The organism is Streptomyces sp. NPDC087787 (genome assembly GCF_044743035.1).
In the GTDB taxonomy this organism is placed as follows: domain Bacteria; phylum Actinomycetota; class Actinomycetes; order Streptomycetales; family Streptomycetaceae; genus Streptomyces.
In genome coordinates this window covers 570,565-594,618 of the sequence record NZ_JBIUVQ010000001.1, presented here as the reverse complement: position 1 = coordinate 594,618, position 24,054 = coordinate 570,565, and the positions used below count along the sequence as shown (strand labels likewise).

General features: G+C 73.4%; 16 protein-coding genes. 9 read left to right on the top strand and 7 right to left on the bottom strand.

Annotation, left to right across the window (positions count from 1 at the left end):
- Positions 1-29: 29 nt before the first annotated feature.
- The 4 genes from ACIOWN_RS02735 to ACIOWN_RS02720 form a co-directional block, all read right to left on the bottom strand.
- Positions 30-1,436, bottom strand: coding sequence for a lysine N(6)-hydroxylase/L-ornithine N(5)-oxygenase family protein (locus ACIOWN_RS02735; protein ID WP_401979961.1), 1,407 nt, complete (start codon positions 1,434-1,436; stop codon positions 30-32).
- Positions 1,433-2,821 (bottom strand): pyridoxal phosphate-dependent decarboxylase family protein, encoded by a 1,389-nt coding sequence (locus tag ACIOWN_RS02730; RefSeq protein WP_401979959.1) that lies wholly within the window; start codon positions 2,819-2,821, stop codon positions 1,433-1,435. The genes ACIOWN_RS02735 and ACIOWN_RS02730 overlap by 4 nt, the downstream gene beginning before the upstream one ends.
- Before the next feature lie 491 nt (positions 2,822-3,312).
- Positions 3,313-5,826 (bottom strand): aminopeptidase N, encoded by a 2,514-nt coding sequence (gene pepN / locus ACIOWN_RS02725; protein WP_401979957.1) that lies wholly within the window; start codon positions 5,824-5,826, stop codon positions 3,313-3,315.
- A gap of 108 nt (positions 5,827-5,934) precedes the next feature.
- Entirely contained in the window at positions 5,935-6,282 is a 348-nt protein-coding gene (locus tag ACIOWN_RS02720) for a chorismate mutase (RefSeq protein ID WP_100569570.1), read from the bottom strand.
- A 171-nt stretch (positions 6,283-6,453) separates the two neighbouring features.
- Here ACIOWN_RS02720 and ACIOWN_RS02715 point away from each other — a divergent pair, with 171 nt between their 5' ends.
- The 3 genes from ACIOWN_RS02715 (at position 6,454) to ACIOWN_RS02705 (ending at position 9,346) form a co-directional block, all read left to right on the top strand.
- Positions 6,454-7,353 (top strand): hypothetical protein, encoded by a 900-nt coding sequence (locus ACIOWN_RS02715; RefSeq protein WP_362349391.1) that lies wholly within the window; start codon positions 6,454-6,456, stop codon positions 7,351-7,353.
- A gap of 143 nt (positions 7,354-7,496) precedes the next feature.
- The gene (locus ACIOWN_RS02710) at positions 7,497-8,417 is read left to right on the top strand and encodes a rhomboid family intramembrane serine protease (protein WP_362349389.1); all 921 of its coding nucleotides are present in this window, start codon (positions 7,497-7,499) and stop codon (positions 8,415-8,417) included.
- Between the two features lie 23 nt (positions 8,418-8,440).
- Positions 8,441-9,346, top strand: coding sequence for a chitosanase (locus ACIOWN_RS02705; protein ID WP_401979954.1), 906 nt, complete (start codon positions 8,441-8,443; stop codon positions 9,344-9,346).
- Positions 9,347-9,542: 196 nt separating this feature from the next.
- Here the strand turns inward: ACIOWN_RS02705 and ACIOWN_RS02700 are convergent, their stop codons facing one another.
- From ACIOWN_RS02700 to ACIOWN_RS02690, 3 genes are all read right to left on the bottom strand, one after another.
- Positions 9,543-11,006: a glutamate synthase subunit beta gene (locus ACIOWN_RS02700; protein ID WP_401979951.1), complete on the bottom strand. Its 1,464-nt coding sequence runs from the start codon at positions 11,004-11,006 to the stop codon at positions 9,543-9,545.
- Entirely contained in the window at positions 10,999-15,510 is a 4,512-nt protein-coding gene (gene gltB, locus ACIOWN_RS02695) for a glutamate synthase large subunit (protein ID WP_401980236.1), read from the bottom strand. The genes ACIOWN_RS02700 and gltB overlap by 8 nt, the downstream gene beginning before the upstream one ends.
- Positions 15,511-16,016: 506 nt before the next feature.
- Complete coding sequence (locus ACIOWN_RS02690; RefSeq protein WP_362349385.1) at positions 16,017-16,748, bottom strand: VIT1/CCC1 transporter family protein; 732 nt, start codon at positions 16,746-16,748, stop codon at positions 16,017-16,019.
- Between the two features lie 280 nt (positions 16,749-17,028).
- Between ACIOWN_RS02690 and ACIOWN_RS02685 the strand changes: the two genes are divergently transcribed.
- From ACIOWN_RS02685 to ACIOWN_RS02660, 6 genes are read left to right on the top strand one after another with little or no spacing between them, the layout of a single operon-like run.
- Positions 17,029-18,132: an ADP-ribosylglycohydrolase family protein gene (locus tag ACIOWN_RS02685; RefSeq protein ID WP_362349383.1), complete on the top strand. Its 1,104-nt coding sequence runs from the start codon at positions 17,029-17,031 to the stop codon at positions 18,130-18,132.
- Positions 18,129-19,370, top strand: a complete 1,242-nt coding sequence (locus ACIOWN_RS02680; protein WP_401979948.1) for an ADP-ribosylglycohydrolase family protein — start codon at positions 18,129-18,131, stop codon at positions 19,368-19,370. The genes ACIOWN_RS02685 and ACIOWN_RS02680 overlap by 4 nt, the downstream gene beginning before the upstream one ends.
- An 8-nt stretch (positions 19,371-19,378) precedes the next feature.
- A complete protein-coding gene (locus ACIOWN_RS02675; protein ID WP_362349380.1) occupies positions 19,379-20,566 on the top strand; it encodes an ADP-ribosylglycohydrolase family protein in 1,188 nt (395 codons plus the stop codon).
- Complete coding sequence (locus ACIOWN_RS02670; RefSeq protein ID WP_362349378.1) at positions 20,554-21,945, top strand: ADP-ribosylglycohydrolase family protein; 1,392 nt, start codon at positions 20,554-20,556, stop codon at positions 21,943-21,945. The genes ACIOWN_RS02675 and ACIOWN_RS02670 overlap by 13 nt, the downstream gene beginning before the upstream one ends.
- The gene (locus tag ACIOWN_RS02665) at positions 21,942-23,159 is read left to right on the top strand and encodes a CoA transferase (protein ID WP_362349376.1); all 1,218 of its coding nucleotides are present in this window, start codon (positions 21,942-21,944) and stop codon (positions 23,157-23,159) included. Before ACIOWN_RS02670 ends, ACIOWN_RS02665 begins: the two co-directional genes overlap by 4 nt.
- A complete protein-coding gene (locus ACIOWN_RS02660) occupies positions 23,156-24,013 on the top strand; it encodes a CoA ester lyase (RefSeq protein WP_362349374.1) in 858 nt (285 codons plus the stop codon). The genes ACIOWN_RS02665 and ACIOWN_RS02660 overlap by 4 nt, the downstream gene beginning before the upstream one ends.
- Positions 24,014-24,054: the final 41 nt, after the last annotated feature.

The window sequence follows — 24,054 nt, the reverse complement described above, 5'->3', positions numbered from 1 at the left end:
GGGACGGCCTCGGGTCCCGTCCCGCCAGGTCAAGGCGTCAGCGCCTCGACCTGGCGGGACGGCGGGATCTGGGGCCGTCGCCGTTCCAGGCCGAAGGTGGTGAAGGCGGTGCGGGCGGGCAGCGGGTAGGACCGTGTGCCGGTGACCGAGTTGAGGATGGTGGCGCTGCGCCAGGCGGCGAGGCCCAGGTCGGGGGCGCCGACGCCGTGGGTGTGGCGTTCTGCGTTCTGCACGTAGACGTGGCAGCCGGTGGCGGTGATGGCCGGGTCGAGGTCGAGTCGGAACTGCTCGTCGATCCGGAGGCGTTCCCCGCCGTCGCGGCGCAGGTAGGGGTCGAGTCCGGTGAGCAGGGGTGTGACGGGGCGTTCGCGGTAGCCGGTGGCGAGGACGACGGCGTCGGTGGTGTGGCGGGTGCGGGTGCCCTGTTGCAGGTGTTCGAGGTGGAGTTCGATCCGGGAGCCGGCGACCCGGCCTGCGGTGCGGACCCGGACGCCTGGGGTCAGGACGGCGTCGGGCCAGCCGCCGTCCAGCGTGCGGCGGTAGAGCTCGTCGTGGATGGCGGCGAGGGTGTCGGTGTCGACGCCCTTGTGGAGCTGCCACTGGCCGGTGACGAGCCGGTCGCGCACGGGTTCGGCCAGGGCGTGGAAGTAGCGCATGTAGTCGGGGGTGAAGTGCTCCAGGCCGAGCTTGGAGTATTCCATCGGGGCGAAGGCCTCGGTGCGGCCGATCCAGTGCAGCCGCTCGGCGCCGGCCCGGCGGTGGCGCAGCAGGTCGAGGAAGACCTCGGCGCCGGACTGCCCGGAGCCGACGACGGTGATGTGGCCGGCCGCGAGGAGGGTGTCGCGGTGGTCGAGGTAGTCGGCGGCGTGGACGACGGGGACGCCGGGGGCGTCGGCGAGGGGTTTCAGCGGGGCGGGGACGTGGGGTGCGGTGCCGATGCCGAGGACGACGTTGCGGGTGTGGGCGCGGCCGACGGCCTCCGCTTCGCCGTCGGCGTCGAGCTGGGTGAAGTCGACCTCGAAGAGGCGCAGTTCGGGGTTCCAGCGGACGGCGTCGACGTGGTGGCCGCAGCGCACGGCGGGCAGGTTCTCCGAGACCCAGCGGCAGTAGGCGTCGTATTCGGCGCGCTGGATGTGGAAGCGCTCGGCGAAGTAGAAGGGGAAGAGCCGGTCGCGGGTCTTCAGGTAGTTGAGGAAGGACCAGTGGCTGGCCGGGTCGGCGAGGGTGACGAGGTCGGCGAGGAAGGGCACTTGGAGGCGGGAGCCGTCGATGAGCAGGCCGGGGTGCCAGTGGAAGCGGGGGCGCTGTTCGTAGAAGACGGTGTCGAGGCCGGTGAGCGGGTGGGCGAGCGCGGCCAGGGAGAGGTTGAACGGCCCGATGCCGACGCCGACCAGGTCGCGGGGGGCCTCGGGGGTGTGGAGCGCGGGATGGTTCATCTGGGGGTGCTTCCTTCCACCAGTTTCAGCAGGGTGGCCAGGTCTTCGGTCCGGGTGTCCGGGTTGAGCAGGGTGGCCTTGAGCCAGAGGCGGTCGCCGAGGCGGGCGCGGCCGAGGACGGCGCGGCCTTCGGTGAGGAGCGCGCGGCGGACGGTGGCGACGGCGTCGTCGGTGGCGCCGGCGGGCCGGAACAGGACGGTGCTGATGGTGGGCCGGTCGTGGAGCTCGAAGCCGGGGTGGTCGTGGATGAGGTCGGCGAACTCGCGGGCGCGGGCGCAGACCTGGTCGACGAGGGCGCCGAGGCCGCTGCGGCCGAGGGCCTTGAGGGTGACGGCGATCTTGAGGACGTCGGGGCGGCGGGTGGTGCGCAGGGAGCGGCCGAGCAGGTCGGGCAGGCCGGCCTCGGTGTCGTCGCCCGCGTTGAGGTAGTCGGCGCGCTGGTGCAGGACGGCGAGGTCGCGGGGGTGGCGGACGGCGAGGAGTCCGGCGGCGACCGGCTGCCAGCCGAGTTTGTGCAGGTCGAGGGTGACGGTGTGGGCGGCTCCGAGTCCGGTCAGCTTGTCGCGGTGGCGTTCGCTGAACAGCAGTCCCCCGCCGTGGGCGGCGTCGATGTGCAGCCGGGCGCCGTGGGCGGCGCACAGTCCGGCGATCTCGGGGAGGGGGTCGATGAGTCCGGCGTCGGTGGTGCCGGCGGTGGCGGCTACGACGACGGAGCCGCGGGAGCCGCCGAGGCCGGTGAGGGCGCTGTGCAGGGCGGCGGGGTCGAGGGTGCCGGTGGGGGCCGGCACGATCACGGGTTCGGGCAGGCCGAGCAGCCAGGCGGCGCGGGGCAGGGAGTGGTGGGCGTTGGCACCGCAGACCAGGCGGACGTCGCCGCCGTGGGACTCGCGGGCGAGCAGCAGGGCGAGCTGGTTGGACTCGGTGCCGCCGGTGGTGACGACGGAGTCGGCGAGGCCGGTCTCGTGGGCGAGTGTCCGGGTGACGAGGGCTTCGAGCTCGGAGGCGGCGGGTGCCTGGTCCCAGGAGTCCAGGGAGGGGTTGAGGGCGCTGACGGCGAGGTCGGCGGCGGTGGCCACGGCGAGGGGCGGGCAGTGCAGGTGGGCCGCGCAGAGGGGGTCGGCGGGGTCGGCGGCGCCTTCGGCGAGGGCGTGGACGAGGCGGCGCAGGGCGTCGGGGTCGCCGTGCTCGGGCAGGACGTCGCCCACGGCGTCGCGTATGCGGGCGGCGACGGCGTCGGGTCCGCCGGCGGGCAGGGGGCCGCCGCGGGCCTGGCGGCCGCTGTCGAGGGCGTCGAGCACGGTGTCGAGCAGGGGCCGCAACGTGTGCGGGCCGTCGGGACCGGAGGCGAGGCGGGCGGGGTGGTCCGGGGGCGGCGGGGTGCTCATGGGACTGTCCTCCGTGGCGCGGGGGCAGGGAATTCCAGCTTGTAGGCAGTAAAGCCGGACGCGCCCGGAAGATCGACGATCGGAACCCGAAAGTGGGTACTGCCGTACGGGGAAAACGTGTTGGGGTCCCGTGGGCCTGTCCCGCGACCGCAGGCGCCGCCCGGGGCGTCGGACGGCCGGTGGTGGACGCGCCGCACACCTCGCCCCAGGCCGGCCGGCCCGCCCGGCCGGCACCGGCGCCTGGACACTGCGTCCCGGCGTCACCGACGACCGGCGGACGCCCGGCCGGCCGGTTGACCGACGCCGGCGCCTTCGCACTGCGCACCGGCGCCCCCGACATCGCCCGCGGCCGGCGGCCCGCCGCCACTCCGGCGGCAGAAGGCGGCCGCAGGCGGCAGCCGGGGGCGGCCGGGCCTTGGCGGCGGCGCCACGCGCGCCGCCTCCGGCCGGGCCGGAGGGCGGCGGGCGGCGGGCGCGGGACGGGTTGCGGGTTACGCCTCGCGGACGCGCAGGGCGCGGGACAGGTCGTCGAGCTGGTCGATGAGCTTGCGGCGCAGGGCCGGGGTCGGGTCGCCCTCGTGCAGGCAGGTTTCGCCCAGGCGCAGGTGGTCGGGGTCGATGGCGTGCACCGGGAACGCCCAGCGGCCGGCGGCCTCGGCGATGGCGGGGCCGCGGCGCTCGGCGAGGGCGACCGCGTCCTGGTAGAAGCGGGCGACGTAGTCCCGTACGAGATCGGCCTGTTCGGGCTGCCAGAAGCCCTTCGCGGTGGCGGTGAACAGGTAGTTCGACAGGTCGGTGCGCTCGTCGGTGGCGAACATCGACTCCCAGGCGGCGCGCTTGGCCTCGGGGTCGGGCAGCGCGGCCCGGCAGCGGGCGGCGCCCTCCTGTCCGGTGGCGGACGGGTCGCGGTCGAGTTCCCCGGCGATGGCGGCCTCGTCGACGGCGCCGAGGACGGCGAGGCGGCCCAGGACGCGCCAGCGCAGCTCGGGGTCGAGTTCGGGCCCGCCGGGGACGGTGCCGTCGGCGAACCAGGCGGCGATGGTGTCCGGCTGGGCGGCGACGTCGATGGAGTGGCGCACGGCGATCAGCCGCAGGCCGGGGTTGTCGCCGTCCTCGGTGCGGCGGATGAGGTCGCGGCACAGGGCGCCGAGGGCGGCGAGGGCGGCGGGCCGCTGCTCGGGGTGGACGTACCGGTCGGCGATCTGCGCGGTGGCGAAGGCGAGGACGCCCTCGACGACGGCGAGGTCGGTCTCCTCGGGCAGGTGGGCGGAGGCGGCCGCCAGGTAGTCGGCGGGGGCGAGTTCGCCGTCGCGGACCATGTCGCGCAGCGCGTTCCACACGACGGCGCGGGTGAGCGCGTCGGGGATGCCGGACAGGCCGCGCAGGGCGGTCTCCAGGGAGGTCTCGTCCAGGCGGATCTTGGCGTAGGTGAGGTCCTGGTCGTTGGGTACGACCAGGGCGGGCCGGGTGCCGGGGCGGGGCAGGGCGGTGCCGTCCTGCGGGACGTCGGTGTCGTAGCGCTCCCGGACGACGAGGCTGCGGCCGTCGCCGAGGTCGTGGTCGTAGACGCCGACGGTGACGCGGTGCGGGCGGCTGCCGTCGCGGTCGAGGGCGAGGGTCCACTGGCCTGGCACGGCGTCGACGGACGCGGTGAGCGTGTCCACGCCGGTGGTGCGCAGCCAGGCCTCGGCCCAGGCGTGCACGTCGCGGTCGGTGGCGGAGGCGAGGGAGTCGATGAAGTCGGCGAGGGTGGCGTTGGCGAACCGGTGCCGCTTGAAGTGGGTGTTGATGCCGGCCAGGAAGTCCTTCTCGCCGAGCCAGGCGACCAGTTGCCGCAGGGCGGAGGCGCCCTTGGCGTAGGAGATGCCGTCGAAGTTGAGCAGCGCGGAGGCGGTGTCGTCGACGGCGTCGGGGGCGACGGGGTGGGTGGAGGGGCGCTGGTCGGCGTCGTAGCCCCAGGCCTTGCGGGCGACGCCGAAGTCGGTCCAGGTGTCGGTGAAGCGGGTGGCCTCGGCGGTGGTCTGGTAGCCCATGTACTCGGCGAAGGACTCGTTCAGCCAGATGTCGTCCCACCACTTGAGGGTGACGAGGTCGCCGAACCACATGTGGGCCATCTCGTGGGCGATGACCATGGCGCGGGTCTGCCGCTCGGTGTCGGTGACGGCGGAGCGGTAGACGAACTCGTCGCGGAAGGTGACCAGGCCCGGGTTCTCCATGGCTCCCGCGTTGAACTCGGGCACGAAGGCCTGGTCGTAGGAGTCGAAGGGGTAGGGCTCGTCGAACTTCTCGTGGTAGCGGTCGAAGCAGCCGCGGGTGACGTCGAGGATCTCGTCGGCGTCGGCGTCGAGGTGGGGTGCCAGCGAGCGGCGGCAGTGGATGCCGAAGGGCAGGCCGCGGTGCTCGGTGCGTACGGAGTGCCAGGGGCCGGCGGCTACGGCGACGAGGTAGGTGGAGATCAGCGGGGTGGGCGCGGCCTTCCAGACGCCGTCGCCGGTGTGCTCGGTGACGCCGTTGGCGAGGACGGTCCAGCCGTCGGGAGCGGTGACGGTGAGGTCGAAGACGGCCTTGAGGTCGGGCTGGTCGAAGGCCGCGAAGACGCGCTGGACGTCTTCCATGAACAGCTGGGTGTAGACGTAGGTCTCGCCGTCGGTGGGGTCGGTGAAGCGGTGCATGCCCTCGCCGGTGCGGGAGTAGCGCATGGCGGCGTCGACGCGCAGTTCGTGCTCGCCGGGGGCGAGGTTCCTCAGCGGCAGGCGGTTGCCGGTGAGGTCCCGCGGGTCGAGGGGCTCTCCGTCGAGGGTGGCGGAGCGCAGCTCGGCGGGCTTGAGCTCGACGAACGTGTCCGTGGTGTCCCGGCCTGCCCGTACGGTGAACCGGATCACGGTCCGGGAGTCGAAGGTGTCGTCCCCGCCGGTCAGGTCGAGGTCGACGCTGTAGCGGTGGACGCCGAGGAGCTTGGCACGGGTTTGCGCTTCGTCGCGCGTGAGTACGGACATGGACGCCATGCTGCCTGATGGCCGGTGCCGGGCACGAGGGGGTATGGCCGACGGACTCGGGACTTTGCGGCCCTCGGGGGGCGCGTTGGGCGGCGCGCGGTGTTCAGCGGGCCGGCGTCAGGTCGCCGGGATCTCGCCGTTGCCCGCGTCCTCGGCGATGCGCTCGTGGTGGCGGATGACCTCCGCGATGATGAAGTTCAGGAATTTCTCGGCGAACGCAGGGTCCAGTTTGGCGTCCTCGGCGAGGGCGCGCAGCCGGGCGATCTGCCGGGCCTCGCGGCCCGGGTCGGCGGGCGGCAGCTGGTGGGCGGCCTTGAGGTGGCCGACCTGCTGGGTCGCCTTGAACCGCTCGGCGAGCATGTGGACGACGGCCGCGTCGATGTTGTCGATGCTGTCGCGCAGCCGCGCGAGCTCCTCCTGGACGGCGGGGACGGCGTCACCGGTACCGGTGTTGCTGGTGGTCATGGGCGTCCACCCTACGGTGTGGGCGGTGCCCGGACGGTGAGCGTCCGACGGGTGGTACGGCGGGTGGCGCACGGCGGCGGCGGGCGCGGCGGGGGTGCGCGCGCGGGGCGGAACGAGGGCTCCCGCGCATAAGGTGGGAGAGGGTTCAGGGCCGTCTTTGGGGGTTCGGACGTGGCGAACGGCGGACCGGTGGTGCACGGCTACCCGCATCTGGAGACGGTGCGGGCGGCGATCACCGCGCTCTACAAGCGGCTCACGTACGGCACGGTGCAGACGTTCGCGGCCAGCGTGGCGCCGGCCGACGTGGCCTTCTGCGACACCGACGACCTGCATCTGGGTGCTCAGCGCGTGGCCCGTGAGCTGGTCGGCCACTACCGGCTGCCGGAGGCCCGCATGATCGTCAGCTTCCGTGAGATGACGCACGCGGCGAGCGTCGAGCTGGCGGACGGCCCCGAGTACTTCGTGGAGCTGAACGACCGTTTCCGCACCCACCGCCGGGACATCGGCGCGGCCCTCGCCCACGAGGTGGCCCACGTCTACCTGCACCGCCTGGACCTGTCCTTCCCCGGCACCCGCGACAACGAGATCCTCACGGACACGGTGGCGGCGTATCTGGGCGCGGGCTGGCTGCTCCTCGACGCCTTCCGGGAGGACGGCGTGTCGTCGCAGAAGCTCGGCTACCTCACTCCGGAGGAGTTCGGCTACGTGCTGGCCAAACGGGCGCTGGTGTTCGGCGAGGACCCTTCGACGTGGTTCACCAGCCCGCAGGGCTACGAGGCGTACGTCGAGGGCATGGCCCGGGCCCGCCGTGACGAGCAGCAGCCGCCGCTGACGGCGGCGGGCTGGGCGGGCCGCCGCCGGTACGCCCGCGACCGCCGACACGCACAGGATCACGGCCGGGAGCCGCTTCCCCAGGCGGAGGCGCCGTACTCCTTCAGCTCCGGGGGCCGCGAGCCGCTGCGGGTGTCCTTCTCCTGTCCCACCTGCCACCAGCGCATCAGGGTCCCGGTCGGGGGCCGTATGCGCGCCCGGTGCGCTCTGTGCCGCACGGTTCTGGAGTGCGACACCTGAGCCGGTCCTGACGCTGTTCCGGCCCCTCCGCGATCCCGGGATCACTGGCCCCACCTTTACCATCCGTCACAGCAGTTCGCTATTTTGTTCGCTGCCGTCCCCACCGGCTCAGCCTTGTCCCCGCGTTCACCGAGGAGCCGGCCGTGGATGCCGAGTCCGCCGTCACCACCTGCTACCGCCACAGCAGGGTGGAGTGCCATGTCCGCTGCGTCCGCTGCGACCGGTACATCTGCCCGGACTGCATGCGGGAGGCCTCCGTCGGCCACCAGTGCGTGGAGTGCGTGAAGGAGGGCGCCCGGTCGGTGCGGCAGGCGCGGACGGCGTTCGGCGGCCGGATCAACGCGGTGCCGGTCGTGACCTACGTCCTCATGGGGCTCAACATCCTCGCCTACCTGGGCGAGTTGGTGCGCCCGGCGCTCGTGGACCGGTTCGGGATGCTCGGGCGCGGCCTGGTGGGGACCGACGGCGTGCACTACCTGTGGGACTTCCCGTACGGCTCCGACGTGCAGGCGGAGGGTCTGGTCGGCGGCGAGTGGTACCGGCTGCTGACCGGCGCGTTCCTGCACATGCCGGCCACCGAGGGGACGTTCGGCATCCTGCACATCGTGATGAACATGGCGGCGCTGTGGAGCACCGGCCGGGTGGTCGAGGCGCAGTTGGGCCGCGCCCGCTACCTCGCCCTGTACCTGCTGTCGGCGCTCGGCGGCTCGGTCCTGGTCCTGCTGACCGACCCGGACGCGCTGACGGTCGGCGCGTCCGGCGCGATCTTCGGTCTCGGCGCCGCGTACTACGTGATGGCCCGCCGGCTGGGCTACGACATGAACGCGGTCAACCGGTACATCGGGGGCCTGCTGCTGTGGCTGGTGGTCTCGGCCGCGCTCACGTCCTGGCAGGCGCACCTGGGCGGTCTGCTGACGGGCGGGCTGGTGACCCTGGCGTACGCGTACGCGCCGCGCGGAGGCCGTCGCACCCTGGCCCAGGCGGGCGCGTGCGTGGCTTTGCTGGTCCTGCTCGTGGCGCTTGCCTGGGCGAAGGTCTCGGAACTGTCGGGAGGGGCGGCCTGACCAGGGCCGTACGGGTATCTGTCATGAGACGTCCTGGAATTTTGCTTTTCGCGGCCGCTCCGGTCCTCGTGCTGGCGGTGCTGCTCGCCTTCGATCCGCGGGACCCGGAGTCGTCCCCGGCGAAGGGGCACTCGGCCGCGGACGAGTCCCGCGAGGACACCAGGAGGCGGGCCGAACGGCTGGAGAAGCTCCAGGACGACAAGGTGGTCGCCGAGGCGCCGCCGGGTCTGGCCGCGCCCGCGAAGAAGGAACTCGCCCAGCAGCTCGTGGCGAGCGCCGAGAACGCCACGCTCGACTGGCGCGACACCTACGGCCACATCGAGGACGTCGGCGTCGGCGACGGCTACACCGCGGGGATCATCGGCTACTGCACCGCCACCCACGACCTGCTCACCCTGGTCGAGCGCTACACCAGGGCCCGCCCGGACAACGGCCTCGCCCCGTACCTGCCCGCGCTGCGCGAGGTCGACGGCACCGACTCCCACGAGGGCCTGGACCCGGGCTTCACCGCGGCCTGGAAGGCGGAGTCGGAGCGTCCGGCCTTCCGCGAGGCGCAGGAGCGGGAGCGCGACCGCTCCTACTTCGACCCGGCCGTCCGTCTCGCCAAGCTCGACGGCCTGGGCACGCTGGGCCAGTTCATCTACTACGACGCGATGGTCTTCCACGGCCCCGGCGTCGACGAGGACGGCTTCTACGCCCTGCGCGAGCGTGCCCTGAAGGAGGCCGACACCCCGGCGGCGGGCGGCCGGGAGAAGACCTACCTCGACATCTTCCTCGACATGCGCCGCGAGGCCATGGAGGCCCGCAGGACGAACCGTGACACCAGCCGTATCGACACCGCCCAGCGGCAGTTCCTGTACGACGGAAACATGGATCTGAGGACGCCGCTGGTGTGGAAGATGTACGGGGAGACCTACAAGGTCCCCTGACGCTCCGGGACTTGGGCCTTGGGCCTTGGGCTCCGGGACATGCAGCAGCGCCTGCCCCGTGTCCGGTCGGGGACTGGGCAGGCGCCGCTTCGGGGGGTCTGGGGGTGTCCCCCAGATATCCCGCCCACACGCCTTTGTGCGGGACGTACATGAGTGACCGTCAGGTCACGGTCCTGGCCGTCAGGCCGTCAGGCCGTCAGGCCGTCAGCGAGCGGTCCGTCGGCCGGATCGGGGCCGGCAGGTCGCCGGCCCCCATGAGGTGGCGGTCGACGCCGCGGGCGGCCGAGCGGCCCTCGGCGATCGCCCACACGATGAGGGACTGGCCGCGGCCGGCGTCACCGGCGACGAAGACACCCGGCACGTTGGTCTGGAAGTCCGCGTCACGGGCGATGTTACCGCGCTCGTCGAGTTCCAGGCCGAACTGGTCGACGAGGCCGTTTGCCCGGTCGGTTCCGGTGAAGCCCATGGCGAGGGTGACCAGCTGGGCCGGGATCCTGCGCTCGCTGCCCGGCTTGGGTGCCGGCCTGCCGTCCACGAACTCGACCTCGGCCAGGTGCAGCCACTGCACATTGCCGTCCTCGTCGCCCTCGAAGCGGGTCGTGGACGCCGAGTAGATCCGCTCGCCGCCCTCCTCGTGGGCCGAGGTGACCTTGTAGAGGAGCGGGAAGGTCGGCCAGGGCTGGTCGACCGGGTGCCGCTCGTCGTTCGGGCGGGGCATGATCTCCAACTGGGTGACGGAGGCGGCGCCCTGGCGGTGGGCGGTGCCCACGCAGTCGGCGCCCGTGTCACCGCCGCCGATGACGACGACGTGCTTGCCCCGGGCCGAGATCGGCGCCACCACGTAGTCGCCCTCCTGGACCTTGTTGGCCAGGGGCAGGTACTCCATCGCCTGGTGGACGCCGCCCAGTTCGCGGCCGGGGACGGGCAGGTCGCGGGCGGTGGTGGAGCCGGCGGCGACGACGATCGCGTCGTAGCGCTTCTTCAGGTCGGTCGCCGTCAGGTCGCGGCCGATCTCGACGCCCGTGCGGAACCGGGTGCCCTCCGCGCGCATCTGCTCGATACGGCGGTTGATGTGCCGCTTCTCCATCTTGAACTCGGGGATGCCGTAGCGCAGCAGGCCTCCGACGCGGTCGGCGCGCTCGTAGACGGCGACCGTGTGGCCCGCCCTGGTGAGCTGCTGGGCGGCGGCCAGACCCGCCGGTCCTGAGCCGATGACCGCGACGGTCTTGCCGGACAGCCGCTCGGGGATGCGCGGGGCGACGTCGCCGTTCTCCCACGCCTTGTCGATGATCGAGACCTCGACGTTCTTGATGGTGACCGGCTGTTGGCTGATGCCGAGCACACACGCCGACTCGCAGGGCGCCGGGCACAGCCGGCCGGTGAACTCGGGGAAGTTGTTCGTCGCGTGCAGCCGCTCGGAGGCGGCGCCCCAGTCCCCGCGGTAGGCGTAGTCGTTCCACTCCGGGATCAGGTTCCCGAGCGGGCAGCCGTTGTGGCAGAACGGGATGCCGCAGTCCATGCACCGGCCGGCCTGCTTGCTGATGATCGGCAGCAGTGAGCCGGGGACGTGGACCTCGTTCCAGTCCTTCGTGCGCTCCTCGACCGGACGGTACGCGGCGACCTCGCGGCCGTGGTTCAGAAAGCCCTTCGGGTCAGCCATGGATCGCCGCCTCCATCATCTTCTCGGTGATCTCGGTCTCGGTCAGACCGGCCCGCTCGGCGGCGTCCTTGGCGGCGAGCACTGCCTTGTACGTACGGGGGATGATCCTGCTGAAGCGCTCGACCGCGGTGTCCCACTCGGCGAGCAGCTTCCCGGCGACGGTCGAGCCCGTCTCCTCCTGGTGGCGGCGCACCACGTCGTGCAGCCACTGCCGGTCGGAGTCGTCCAGCGCCTCGACCGCGTCGGCGTTGCCGGGGTTGACGTTGTCGCGGTCGAGGTCGATGACGTAGGCGATGCCGCCGGACATGCCGGCCGCGAAGTTGCGGCCGGTCTCACCGAGGACCACCGCGTGGCCGCCGGTCATGTACTCGCAGCCGTGGTCGCCCACGCCCTCGGAGACGACCAGCGCGCCGGAATTGCGCACGCAGAACCGCTCACCGGTCCGGCCGCGCAGGAACATCTCGCCGCCGGTCGCGCCGTAGGCGAGGGTGTTGCCCGCGATGACGCTGTACTCGGCGAGGTGTTCGGCGGCGCGGTCCGGGCGGACCACGATCCGGCCGCCGGAGAGGCCCTTGCCGACGTAGTCGTTGGCGTCGCCCTCCAGGCGCAGCGTGATGCCGCGCGGGACGAAGGCGCCGAAGGACTGGCCGGCGGAGCCGGTGAAGGTGATGTCGATGGTGTCGTCGGGCAGTCCCGCACCGCCGAACTTCTTCGTCACCTCGTGGCCGAGCATGGTGCCGACCGTGCGGTTGATGTTGCGGATGGCGACCTGGGCGCGCACCGGCTGGGCGCCGGCGGCGCCGGGCGCGGCCAGGGAGTCGGCGGCGAGCCTGATCAGCTCGTTGTCGAGCGCCTTCTCCAGTCCGTGGTCCTGGGCGGTCACCTGGTGGCGCACCGCGCCCTCGGGCAGTTCGGGCACGTGGAACAGCGGTTCCAGGTCCAGACCCTGCGCCTTCCAGTGGTCGACCGCGCGGGTCACGTCGAGGACCTCGGCGTGGCCGACGGCCTCCTCGATCGAGCGGAAGCCCAGTTCGGCGAGGAGTTCGCGGACCTCCTCGGCGATGAACCGGAAGAAGTTCACGACGTGCTCGGCCTGGCCGGTGAACCGCTCGCGCAGCACCGGGTTCTGGGTGGCGATGCCGACCGGGCAGGTGTCCAGGTGGCAGACGCGCATCATGATGCAGCCGGAGACGACCAGCGGCGCGGTCGCGAAGCCGAACTCCTCGGCGCCGAGCAGCGCGGCGATCACCACGTCGCGGCCGGTCTTGAGCTGGCCGTCGGTCTGCACGACGATCCGGTCCCGCAGTCCGTTGAGCAGGAGCGTCTGCTGGGTCTCGGCCAGGCCCAGTTCCCAGGGGCCGCCCGCGTGCTTCAGCGAGGTCAGCGGGGAGGCGCCGGTGCCGCCGTCGTGGCCGGAGATCAGGACCACGTCGGCGTGCGCCTTGGAGACGCCCGCGGCGACCGTGCCGACGCCGACCTCGGAGACCAGCTTGACGTGGATCCGGGCCCGCGGGTTGGCGTTCTTCAGGTCGTGGATCAGCTGGGCCAGGTCCTCGATGGAGTAGATGTCGTGGTGCGGCGGCGGGGAGATCAGGCCGACGCCGGGGGTGGAGTGCCGGGTCCTGGCCACCCACGGGTAGACCTTGTGGCCGGGCAGCTGGCCGCCCTCGCCGGGCTTGGCGCCCTGGGCCATCTTGATCTGGATGTCGTCGGAGTTGACGAGGTACTCGCTGGTCACTCCGAAGCGGCCGGAGGCGACCTGCTTGATGGCGGACCGGCGGGCCGGGTCGTAGAGGCGGTCCGCGTCTTCGCCGCCCTCACCGGTGTTGGACTTGCCGCCGAGCTGGTTCATGGCGATGGCGAGGGTCTCGTGCGCCTCCTTGGAGATGGAGCCGTACGACATGGCGCCGGTGGAGAAGCGCCTGACGATCTCGGAGACCGGCTCGACCTCGTCGACGGGGACCGGCGCCCGGCCGGAGGCGAAGCCGAACAGGCCGCGGAGCGTCATCAGGCGCTCGGACTGCTCGTTCACCCGGTCCGTGTACTTCTTGAAGATGTCGTAGCGGCCGGTGCGCGTGGAGTGCTGGAGGCGGAAGACCGTCTCCGGGTCGAACAGGTGCGGCTCGCCCTCGCGGCGCCACTGGTACTCGCCGCCGATCTCCAGCGCGCGGTGCGCCGGGGCGATGCCGGACGCCGGGTAGGCCTTGGCGTGGCGGGCGGCGACCTCCTTGGCGATGACGTCGATGCCGACGCCGCCGATCTTGGTGGCGGTGCCGACGAAGTACTCGCCGACGAAGGCCTCGTCCAGGCCGACGGCCTCGAAGACCTGGGCGCCCCGGTAGGAGGCGACGGTGGAGATGCCCATCTTGGACATGACCTTCAGTACGCCCTTGCCGAGGGCGTGGATCAGGTTGCGGATGGCGCTCTCGGGCTCGCCGCCCGGCAGGAAGGTGCCCGCGCGGACCAGGTCCTCGACGGACTCCATCGCCAGGTACGGGTTGACCGCGGCGGCGCCGTAGCCGATCAGCAGGGCGACGTGGTGGACCTCGCGGACGTCGCCGGCCTCGACCAGCAGGCCCACGTGGGTGCGCTGCTTGGTGCGGATCAGGTGGTGGTGGACGGCCGCGGTGAGCAGCAGCGACGGGATCGGGGCGTGCTCGGCGTCCGAGTGGCGGTCGGACAGGACGATCAGGCGGGCGCCGTTGCCGATGGCGGCGTCGGCCTCGGCGCAGACCTCCTCGATGCGCGCGGCGAGCGCGTCGCCGCCGCCGGAGACCCGGTACAGGCCGGAGAGGGTCGCGGCCTTGAGGCCCGGCATGTCGCCGTCGGCGTTGATGTGGATGAGCTTGGCCAGCTCGTCGTTGTCGATCACCGGGAAGGGCAGGACGACGCTGCGGCAGGAGGCCGCGGTGGGCTCCAGCAGGTTGCCCTGCGGGCCGAGCGAGCTGCGCAGGGAGGTGACCAGCTCCTCGCGGATCGCGTCCAGCGGCGGGTTGGTGACCTGCGCGAACAGCTGGGTGAAGTAGTCGAAGAGCAGCCGCGGGCGCTCGGAGAGGGCCGCGATCGGCGCGTCGGTGCCCATGGAGCCGATCGGTTCGGCTCCGCTCTTGGCCATCGGCGCGAGCAGGACGCGCAGCTCCTCCTCGGTGTAGCCGAAGGTCTGCTGGCGGCGGGTGACGGAGGCGTGGGTGTGCACGATGTGCTCGCGCTCGGGCAGGTCGCCCAGTTCGATCTCGCCGGCCTGGACCCACTCGGCGTAGGGCTGCTCGGCGGCGAGGGCCGCCTTGATCTCGTCGTCCTCGATGATGCGGTGCTCGGCGGTGTCGACGAGGAACATGCGGCCGGGCTGGAGCCGGCCCTTGCGGACGACCCTGGCCGGGTCGATGTCGAGCACGCCGACCTCGGAGCCGAGGACGACGAGGCCGTCGTCGGTGACCCAGTAGCGGCCGGGACGCAGGCCGTTGCGGTCGAGCACGGCGCCGACCTGGGTGCCGTCGGTGAAGGTGACGCAGGCCGGGCCGTCCCAGGGCTCCATCATCGTGGAGTGGTACTCGTAGAAGGCGCGCCGGGCCGGGTCCATGGCATCGTGGTTCTCCCACGCCTCCGGGATCATCATCAGCACGGAGTGCGGCAGTGAGCGTCCGCCGAGGTGGAGCAGTTCCAGCACCTCGTCGAAGGTGGCGGAGTCGGAGGCGCCCGGTGTGCACACCGGGAAGATCCGCTCCAGCCTCTCCGCGGGGCCGAACAGGCCGGAGGCCAGCCGGGACTCGCGGGCGCGCATCCAGTTGCGGTTGCCCTGGACGGTGTTGATCTCGCCGTTGTGGGCGACGAAGCGGTACGGGTGCGCGAGCGGCCAGCTCGGGAAGGTGTTCGTGGAGAAACGGGAGTGGACGAGCGCGATGGCCGAGGCGAAGCGGCGGTCGGACAGGTCCGGGAAGAAGGGCTCCAGCTGGCCGGTGGTGAGCATCCCCTTGTAGACGAGGGTGCGGGCCGACAGCGACGGGAAGTAGACGCCGGCCTCGCGTTCGGCGCGCTTGCGCAGCACGAACGCCTTGCGGTCCAGGGCGATGCCCTCGCTCACGCGGTCGGTGACGAACAGCTGCCGGAAGACGGGCATCGTGGAGCGGGCGGTGGCGCCGAGCAGCTCGGGGGCGACCGGGACCTCGCGCCAGCCGAGGACGGTCAGGCCCTCGTCGTCCGCGATGGCCTCGATGCGCGTGACGGCGTCCTCGGTGCCGTCCCCGGGCAGGAAGGCGATGCCGACGGCGTAGGCGCCGGCCGCGGGAAGTCCGAATCCGGCAACCTCGCGCAGGAAGGCGTCGGGCACCTGGGAGAGCAGGCCGGCGCCGTCGCCGGAGTCGGGCTCCGAGCCGGTCGCGCCGCGGTGTTCCAGGTTGCGCAGAACCGTGAGCGCCTGCTCGACCAGCGCATGGCTCGCCTCACCGGTGAGGGTGGCCACGAAGCCGACGCCGCAGGCGTCGTGCTCGTCGCGGGGGTCGTACATGCCCTGCGCGGCAGGGCGGGCATCCATGAAGGCCCAGTTCTGGCCGTTCGAGGGATGCTGGGACGGCTGGCGCGGCATACGCATCGGCTCTCCCGTCGTCGTCATGTGGCTGGGGATCCCTCCCAGGCCGTTCAGGCTCTGGGGGGCGAGTGCCGAGGGACGACGCTGGCCCTCTGCCGGAAATGCGAGATTTCGTGCAGATTACATGATGGAGGGTTTCTCACGAATCGGAAACCGCGTTCCAGCATGCGGGCACCTCGGGCTGACGGCGGGGGTACCGCGCCCGGCGGTGAAGGCTGTGGGGGCGGCGGACGAGATCGGTCGGATCGGTGTCCGTCGGCCCAGGAGGGACAGGGAGGGCGACGTCGCCCGGCCCTGCGCATGCGCGACAGGCCTCGTTGCCTGCGGGTGCCTACGGCTCATGCCCCGTGGCCGCACGGCCGAAACCAGCGGATGAGCGGTTAATGGCGCACTTGTGCGACTGACACCGTACAAGTTCCGGCGCGTCATCCTACGGCGGCGCCGAACAGGGTGCCCAGCGCGTAGGTCACGCCGGCGGCGGCACCACCCAGGGCGAGCTGCCGCAGACCGCTGTACCACCAGGTCCGCGCCGTCACCCTGGCCACCACCGCGCCGCAGGCGAACAGTCCCGCGAGGGCGAGCAGCACCGCCGGCCACAGCACGGTGGCCCCCAGCAGGTACGGCAGCACCGGCAGGAGCGCGCCGAGCGCGAACGAGCCGAACGACGACACCGCGGCGACCATCGGGGAGGGCAGGTCACCGGGGTCGATGCCCAGCTCCTCCCTGGCGTGTATCTCCAGGGCCTGCTCGGGGTCCCTCGACAGCTGCCGGGCCACCTCCTGGGCGAGTCCGGGCTCCACTCCGCGCGAGACGTACAGGGCGGCGAGCTCCCGCTCCTCGTCCTCGGGGTGCTTGCGCAGCTCGCGGCGCTCGACGTCCAGCTCGGCCTCGACCAGCTCACGCTGCGAGGCGACGGAGGTGTACTCGCCGGCGGCCATGGAGAAGGCACCCGCGGCCAGGCCGGCGAGGCCGGTGAGGACAATGGTCTCCCGGCCCAGCGCGCCGCCCGCCACACCGGTCATCAGGGCGAGGTTGGAGACCAGGCCGTCCATCGCGCCGAAGACCGCGGGGCGCAGCCAGCCACCGTTCACGTCGCGGTGCGTGTGGTTGTCGCGGTGCGCCTCGTGAAGCGTCGCTTCGGTGTCGATGATGGCCATGGCGTGGTCCCCCCTGAGAGCCGACGAGAACTTAGGTAAGGCTGACTTTTGGACGAGTTCTATTTTTCGACAACACGGAATCTACGCTCGAAATTTCACGGCCGCCAGCAAGGGAAGGCTGGGCTAACCTGCGGTTTTGCACTGGTGCGCTCATCCGTGAATTAGCTCGCACATATGTCGTACGGGTGATGGTGAGGTGCCGGAGGCTGCACCGGGCCCCGCGCCGGGGACAGTTCCGCTGAGGGCTCCCGCCCTGCGGGGCGTCCCGAGAGGAGAGCCCGTGGGATCGACCATCCGTGCCCCGCAGGTCCCGGCGCCGGCCCCGGCCGTCTCGCGCGAACGGGCCCGCGGCGCGCTGCTCGGCCTCGCCGTCGGGGACGCGCTCGGGGCGCCCGCGGAGAATCTGACGCCGTCCGAGATCAGCGCCCGCTGGGGCCGGATCACCGGCTACGTCGCCGACCCGCCGACAGGCACGGACGACACCGAGTACGCGATCTTCTCCGGGCTGCTGCTGGCCCGGTACGGCCACGCGCTCACCCCGGCCCGGGTGGAGGCGGCCTGGCACGAGTTCATCGCCGACCGCGCAGAGGGCCCCTTCCGCGGGGCCGGGTTCAGTGAGCGGGGCACGCTGGAGAACCTTCGCCGGGGGCTGGCCGTCCCCGTCTCCGCCCAGCACCGGCACGCCTGGAGCGACGGGCTGGCCATGCGGGCGGCGCCGTTCGGGGTGTTCGCGGCCGGGCGGCCCGCCGAGGCGGCCCGGCTGGTGGCGATCGACGGCTCGGTCAGCCACGAGGGCGAGGGCCTCCACGGCGGCCGGGCGGTGGCCGCCGGGGTCGCGGCGGCGATGGCGGGCGCGCCGCCGGTCGCGGTCGTGGCCGCCGCCCTCGCCGTCGTCCCCGACGACTCCTGGACGGCCCGCTCGCTGCGCCGGGCCACGGCCGCCGCCCACCGCGGCGAACGCGCGGTCCGCTCCGCGGTGGTCATCGGCGGCTATCCCTGGTCCGACCTGGCCCCCGAGGCGGTCGCCCTCGCCTTCGGCGCGTACGCCGCCGCCGACGGCGACTTCCGCGAGGCGGTCCTCACCGCCGTCAACATGGGCCGCGACGCCGACACCACGGCGGCGGTCGCGGGCGCACTGGCCGGTGCGACGCAGGGTCTCCCGGCCATTCCGGACGAGTGGGCGCGAGCCATCGGCCCCGTCCGGGGCAGCTGCCTGCCGTCGATGGCGGGCCGGCACGTACTGGACGTCGCCGACCTGCTGGTGACCGCGAGCGCTTCCGCCGTACTCCCCCGTCACACAGACCCCGCACGACATGAGGCACCCCCCGTTCCCGACCGCGCGGCCTACGCCCTGACCGCGGGCGACGAGGAGACCCGGACATGAGCCATCAGACCGAGATGCCGGTCACCGACCACCCGGCACACCGCGACCACCCGCTCGCGACACCCGGCCCGCACGCACGCCCCGAGCCACAGGTCCCCCGGCGGCCAAGGGGGGAGGCGGTCGTGACGCGGCGGGTCGAAGGGCTGTTGCTGGGGCTGGCCGCCGGGGACGCCGCCGGGTGGCCCGCGGCGCGGCACCGGGCCGCCCGGCTGCCGGAGTGGACCCGGCGCCTCACCCGGGAGCTGGACACCTTCGCCGAGCTGAACGCGACGACCACGCTCCCGGTGCCCATCGCGCTGAACCAGCCGCCCGAGCCGCTGTGCCTCGGCCCCTCCGACGACGCCGAGTGGGCGGTGTTCGCCGCGAAGGCCCTGCTGCGGGCGGGGGACGACGAGGCGTTCGGCGACCTCGGCCGGGAGCGGCGGGTCCGGGCCGCGATCGACCTGACCTGGAACGCCGTCGCCGGCGAGGTCGCGGCGGCGGCCGAACGCGCCCCCGAGGCCGAGTCGGTGGTGCTGCCGCTGCGCGCCCGTATCTCCGTGCGGGCCGGGCTCGGCAATCTGGCGACCGGACTGCGCCCGCCCGCCAGCGGGCACGACAACCCGCACTACTTCGACGACGCCGCCTGCGTACGGGCCTGTGTGCTGGCCACCGCCCACCCGGGCGACCCCCGGCGCGCGGCCGGCCTGGCCGAGTTCGACGCCCGCTACACCCAGGACGGTGACGGCGTCCACGGGGCCCGCGCGATGGCGGCGGCGCTCGCCGAGGCGCTGGCGGGCGCGGAGGTCGGGGCGTGCGTCGCGGCGGCGCTGGCCGAACTGCCCGAGCGGACGGAGATCGGCCGCAACGCCCGGCAGGCACTGCGCCTGGCCGTGGACGCCGAGGGCGCGTTCGCGCTCGTCCCGCTGCTCGAGCACCGGATCGTCGACCACGTCTACAGCTACGGCATCGCCGCCGCGGAGACCGTACCGGTCGCCCTCGCCCTGGCCACGGCGGCGCAGGGCCGGATCGCCGAGGCACTGCCTGCCGCGGCCTGCCTGTCCCGGGTCGCCGACTCCGCCCCGGCCCTGACGGGCGCGCTGACCGGTGCGCTCGGCGGCGGCGAGGCGATCCCGGCGTCCTGGCGCGAGGCCTGCCGCACCCTGTCCGGCTGCGTGCTGCCCCGCCTCACCGGCACCGACCTGGTGGAACTCGCCGGACTCCTGGAAGCCGCACAACCAACCCCTCCAGGAGGATGATTCCGGGCATGACGCCCAAAGGAGAACAGAGCCGAGGCGCGGTCCGGAACGCGGACCTGGAGGAGCGGATCACCGGCGCACTCGTGGGAGCGGCCGTCGGCGACGCGCTCGGCGGCCCCGTCGAGGGCTACTCCCCCGACCAGATCCTCGAGCGCCACGGCGGCCGCGTGCACGGCGTCGTCGGCCCCTGGCACGGCGAGCGGTGGCGCACCGCCCGCCCCATCGCCCCGTACCACAAGGGCGACGGCCACGTCACCGACGACACCTTGATGACACACGCCCTGGTCCGGGTGTACGCACGCGTCCGCGACCACCTCGACGCCTACGCGATCGCCGACCACCTGGTGCCCGACCTGATGACGAACCCGCGCTGGATCCCCGAGCTCCAGGCCGAGGCGCTGCCGCTGCACCGGGTGTTCCTGGCGGAGAAGTGGCTGGTGGCGCGGCTGCACTACGGCCACGTCGACCCGCGCGAGGCCGGCGCCGGAAACATCGTCAACTGCGGTGCAGCGATGTACATGGCGCCTGTGGGCCTGGTCAACGCGGCCAACCCGGCGGCCGCGTACGCCGAGGCCGTGGACATGGCGGGCGCCCACCAGTCCTCCTACGGCAGGGAGGCGGCGGGCGTCCTGGCGGCCGCGGTGGCGGCGGCCTGCGCGCCGGGGGCGAGCCCGGACTCGGTGGTGGCGGCGTGCCTGGCGCCGGCGAAGGACGGTACCCGCGCCGCGATCGAGCGGGTCTGCGAAGTGGCCCGCGGCTGTGCGGACTTCGAGTCGGCGCTCGGCCCGCTGCGGGAGGCGGTGGCGCCGTACGACACGGTCGGGCCGGACTACCGGAACCCGTCCCTGGGCGCCCGCCGCCCGTCCCGTCTGCACGCGATCGAGGAACTGCCCGTCGCGCTCGGCATGCTGACGGTGGCGCGCGGCGACTTCCGGCAGGCCGTCCTCGGCGCGGTGAACTACGGCCGCGACTGCGACTCCATCGCGACGATGGCCGGGGCGCTGGCGGGCGCGCTGGGCTCGCCCGTGCCGGAGGACTGGGCGAAGACGGTGGCCGAGGCCAGCCGCCTGGACCTGTGGGAACCGGCGCGCACGCTGGCCGGGGTGACCCGGGAGATCTTCGAGAAGGACGTACGGCGGCGGCGCGCCCACGAGCGGGCGTTCGCCGGGATGGGAGGCCCGGAATGCTCCGACTGACCTGGGTCCAGCCGGAGGACCTGCTCGGCCACGAGCTGCGCCAGGCGGTGCAGGACGGCCGCGAACCGTCGGCGATCGCCGCCCGCTGGCGCGCTGCGGGCGGCCCCGAGGCACCGGCCCGCGCGGGCGCGTCCCCGGGGCGCGCCTCCCGCTATCTGCGCCTCCTGGCGGAGGACCTGCTGGACGAACTGGCCGAACTGCCCAGCCGGTTGGCGGACGCGGAACCGACGGACCCGGCCGCGATCAAGGCGCTGTGCCCGGACTGGCCGAAGCAGCAGGGAACGTCCGCCCCCTCGGTGACCGCCGAGCGCCTGGAGGCAGCCTGGCTCGGCCGGGCCGCGGGCTGTCTGCTGGGCAAGCCCGTGGAGAAGCTGCCCCTCACCGGCATCCGCCAACTCGCCCGGGCCACCGGCAACTGGCCGCTGCACACCTGGTTCACCGCCAGGGGCGTACCCGAGGACCTGGCCGTCGCCTACCCCTGGAACCGCCGCTCGGCGGCCCACTGCCTGGCCGAGAACATCGACGGCATGCCCGAGGACGACGACCTCAACTACCCCCTGCTCAATCTCCTTCTCCTGCAACGCCACGGGAAGCGGTTCACGACCGCCGACACCGCCCGCCTCTGGCTCGACGAACTCCCCGCGGGCCGTACCTTCACCGCCGAACGCGTCGCCTACCGCAACCTGCTGCTCGGCATCGAACCCCCGCACACCGCCCGGCACCGCAACCCCTTCCGCGAGTGGATCGGCGCCCTGACCCGTGCCGACGTGCACGGCTGGACCAACCCCGGCGACCCGGCGGCCGCGGCCGCGCAGGCCCACCGCGACGCCGCCCTGACCCACACCGCGAACGGCGTCTACGCCGCGATGTTCGCCGCCGCCGTCATCGCCACCGCGGCGACCGGAACCGACGACGTCCACACCTGCCTGGCCGCCGGCCTGACCGTCGTGCCGCCCGGATCCCGGCTCGCCCGCGCCGTGCGCCACGCCGTCCGACTCGCGTGGGAACACGAGGACTTCGACCGGGTCGTGGACGAACTCCACGCCGTCCACTGCGACTTCCACTGGGTGCACGCCGTGCCCAACACCGCGCTGATCGCCGCCGCGCTGACCCACGCCGGCGGCGACTTCACCGGTTCCGTCTGCCGTGCCGTCTCCGGCGGCTGGGACACCGACTCGAACGGTGCCACGGCCGGCGGTGTCGCGGCCCTCCTCGCCGGTTCCCCGGGCGCGCTGCCCGACCGCTGGACGGCGCCGCTCAAGAACCGGCTGGCCACATCGGTGGGCGACTTCGACGGCACCGGATTCGACACCCTGGCCCACCTCACGCATCTGGAGGCCTCCCGCCCCATGAGCGACGCCGCCGGGCCCACTTCATGACCGCGCCCCACGACACCGCGCCCGACGCCGGCGGCCCGCTCGCCGGTCTGCGCGTGCTCGACCTCGCCACCCTCTTCGCCGGTCCCATCGCCGCCACCATGCTCGGTGACTTCGGCGCCGAGGTGATCAAGGTCGAGCACCCGGTGAAGCCGGACCCGTCCCGGGGCCACGGGCCGTCGAAGGACGGGGTCGGCCTGTGGTGGAAGCTGCTCGGCCGGAACAAGCGCACCATCACGCTGGACCTGTCGAAACCCGGTGGCCGCCGCACCCTGCTGCGGCTGGCCGCCGGCGCCGACGTGATCGTCGAGAACTTCCGGCCCGGCACCCTGGAGAGGTGGGAGCTCGGCTGGCCGGAGCTGTCGGCTGCCAATCCGCGCCTGGTGCTGGCCCGGGTCACCGGGTTCGGCCAGTTCGGCCCGTACGCCTCCCGGCCCGGGTTCGGCACCCTGGCGGAGGCACTGAGCGGATTCGCCGCGATCACGGGCGAGCCGGACGCGCCCCCGACGCTCCCGCCGTTCGGGCTCGCCGACTCGATCGCGGGCCTGGCCACGGCGTACGCGGTGATGACCGCGCTCACGGCACGGGAGCGCACCGGCGCCGGCCAGATCGTGGACATGGCGATCATCGAGCCGATCCTGACCGTCCTCGGCCCGCAGCCCCTGTGGTACGACCAGCTCGGCTACATCCAGCCCCGCACCGGCAACCGCACACAGAACAACGCCCCGCGCAACGCCTACCGCACCAGCGACGGCACCTGGGTGGCGGTCTCCACCTCGGCCCAGTCGGTCGCGGAACGCGTGATGCGGCTGGTGGGCCGCCCGGAGCTGATCGACGAGCCCTGGTTCGCGAGCGGCGAGGAGCGGGCCGCGCACGCCGGCCTGCTCGACGAGGCGGTCGGCGGCTGGATCGCCCGGCACACCCGCACCGAGGTCCTGGCCGCCTTCGAGAAGGCCCAGGCGGCGATCGCGCCGATCCAGGACGTACGGGACGTGATGGCCGACCCGCAGTACCGGGCCCTCGGCACCCTGACCACCCTGCACGACCCGGAACTCGGCCGGATGCGCATGCAGAACGTCCTCTTCCGGCTCTCCGCCACCCCGGGCGCGATCCGCTGGGCGGGCCGCCCGCACGGCGCGGACACGGACGCGGTCCTGACCGAACTCGGCCTCACCGCGGAGGAGCTGGCCGCGCTGCGTGCGGAGGGCGCCCTGTGACGGTCACCGCCTTCTGCCCGCTCACCTGGCTGTACGCTCCGGGCGACCGCCCGCACGTCGTGGCCAAGGCGCTGGCCTCCGGCGCCGACGTGGTGGTCGTCGACCTGGAGGACGCGGTCGCCCCGGACCGCAAGGAGTACGCCCGCGCGGCCACCGCCGAGCTGCTGACCGAGCCGCCGCCGGTCCCGGTGCATGTGCGGATCAACGCGGTCGACGGGCCGCTGGCCGCCGCGGACCTGGCGGCGGTGGCGCCCCGGCCGGGCCTTGCGGGGCTGAGGCTGCCGAAGGTGACGTCCGCCGGGCAGGTCGCCCGGGTCGCGGCACGGACGGAGAGCGCGCAGGTCCTGCCGCCCGCGGACGGTTCGGGGCCTCCGCTGTACGCCCTCCTGGAGACCGCGCTGGCCATCGAGCGCGCCCACGTCATCGCCTCCGCGCACCCCGCCCTGCGCGGCATCTCGATCGGCGAGGCCGACCTCCGCGCCGACCTGGGGGTACGGCAGGACTCCGGCCTTGACTGGTGCCGCGCCCGGGTCGTCGTGGCCGCCCGCGCGGCCGGTCTCGCTCCGCCGACCCAGTCCGTCCACCCGGACATCCGCGATCTGGAGGGCCTGGCGTCCTCCTGCGCGCACGGCCGCGCCCTCGGCTTCCTCGGCCGCGCGGCCATCCACCCGCGCCAGCTCCCGATCATCGAGCGCGCCTATCTGCCGACCGACCGGGAGCTGGAGGAGGCCGAGACGGTCGTCAAGGCGGCCACCGCGGAGCGGGGCGCTCAGGCCCTCCCGGACGGCCGCTTCATCGACGCGGCGGTGGTCGCGGCGGCCCGGCGCACGCTCGCCCTGGCCCGGCGGTACTGACACGACGAGGGCGCCCCGGTGATCCGGGCGCGCCCTCGTCC

Bases quoted from the DNA above. Each gene is read 5' to 3' on its own strand.
- ACIOWN_RS02675 (WP_362349380.1), top strand. From the start codon at position 19,379: ATGACGCCCAAAGGAGAACAGAGCCGAGGCGCGGTCCGGAACGCGGAC.
- ACIOWN_RS02705 (WP_401979954.1), top strand. From the start codon at position 8,441: ATGAGACGTCCTGGAATTTTGCTTTTCGCGGCCGCTCCGGTCCTCGTG.
- ACIOWN_RS02690 (WP_362349385.1), bottom strand. From the start codon at position 16,748: ATGGCCATCATCGACACCGAAGCGACGCTTCACGAGGCGCACCGCGAC.
- ACIOWN_RS02730 (WP_401979959.1), bottom strand. From the start codon at position 2,821: ATGAGCACCCCGCCGCCCCCGGACCACCCCGCCCGCCTCGCCTCCGGT.
- ACIOWN_RS02735 (WP_401979961.1), bottom strand. From the start codon at position 1,436: ATGAACCATCCCGCGCTCCACACCCCCGAGGCCCCCCGCGACCTGGTC.
- ACIOWN_RS02680 (WP_401979948.1), top strand. From the start codon at position 18,129: ATGAGCCATCAGACCGAGATGCCGGTCACCGACCACCCGGCACACCGC.
- pepN (WP_401979957.1), bottom strand. From the start codon at position 5,826: ATGGCGTCCATGTCCGTACTCACGCGCGACGAAGCGCAAACCCGTGCC.
- ACIOWN_RS02670 (WP_362349378.1), top strand. From the start codon at position 20,554: ATGCTCCGACTGACCTGGGTCCAGCCGGAGGACCTGCTCGGCCACGAG.
- ACIOWN_RS02700 (WP_401979951.1), bottom strand. From the start codon at position 11,006: ATGGCTGACCCGAAGGGCTTTCTGAACCACGGCCGCGAGGTCGCCGCG.
- ACIOWN_RS02665 (WP_362349376.1), top strand. From the start codon at position 21,942: ATGACCGCGCCCCACGACACCGCGCCCGACGCCGGCGGCCCGCTCGCC.
- ACIOWN_RS02720 (WP_100569570.1), bottom strand. From the start codon at position 6,282: ATGACCACCAGCAACACCGGTACCGGTGACGCCGTCCCCGCCGTCCAG.
- gltB (WP_401980236.1), bottom strand. From the start codon at position 15,510: ATGTACGACCCCCGCGACGAGCACGACGCCTGCGGCGTCGGCTTCGTG.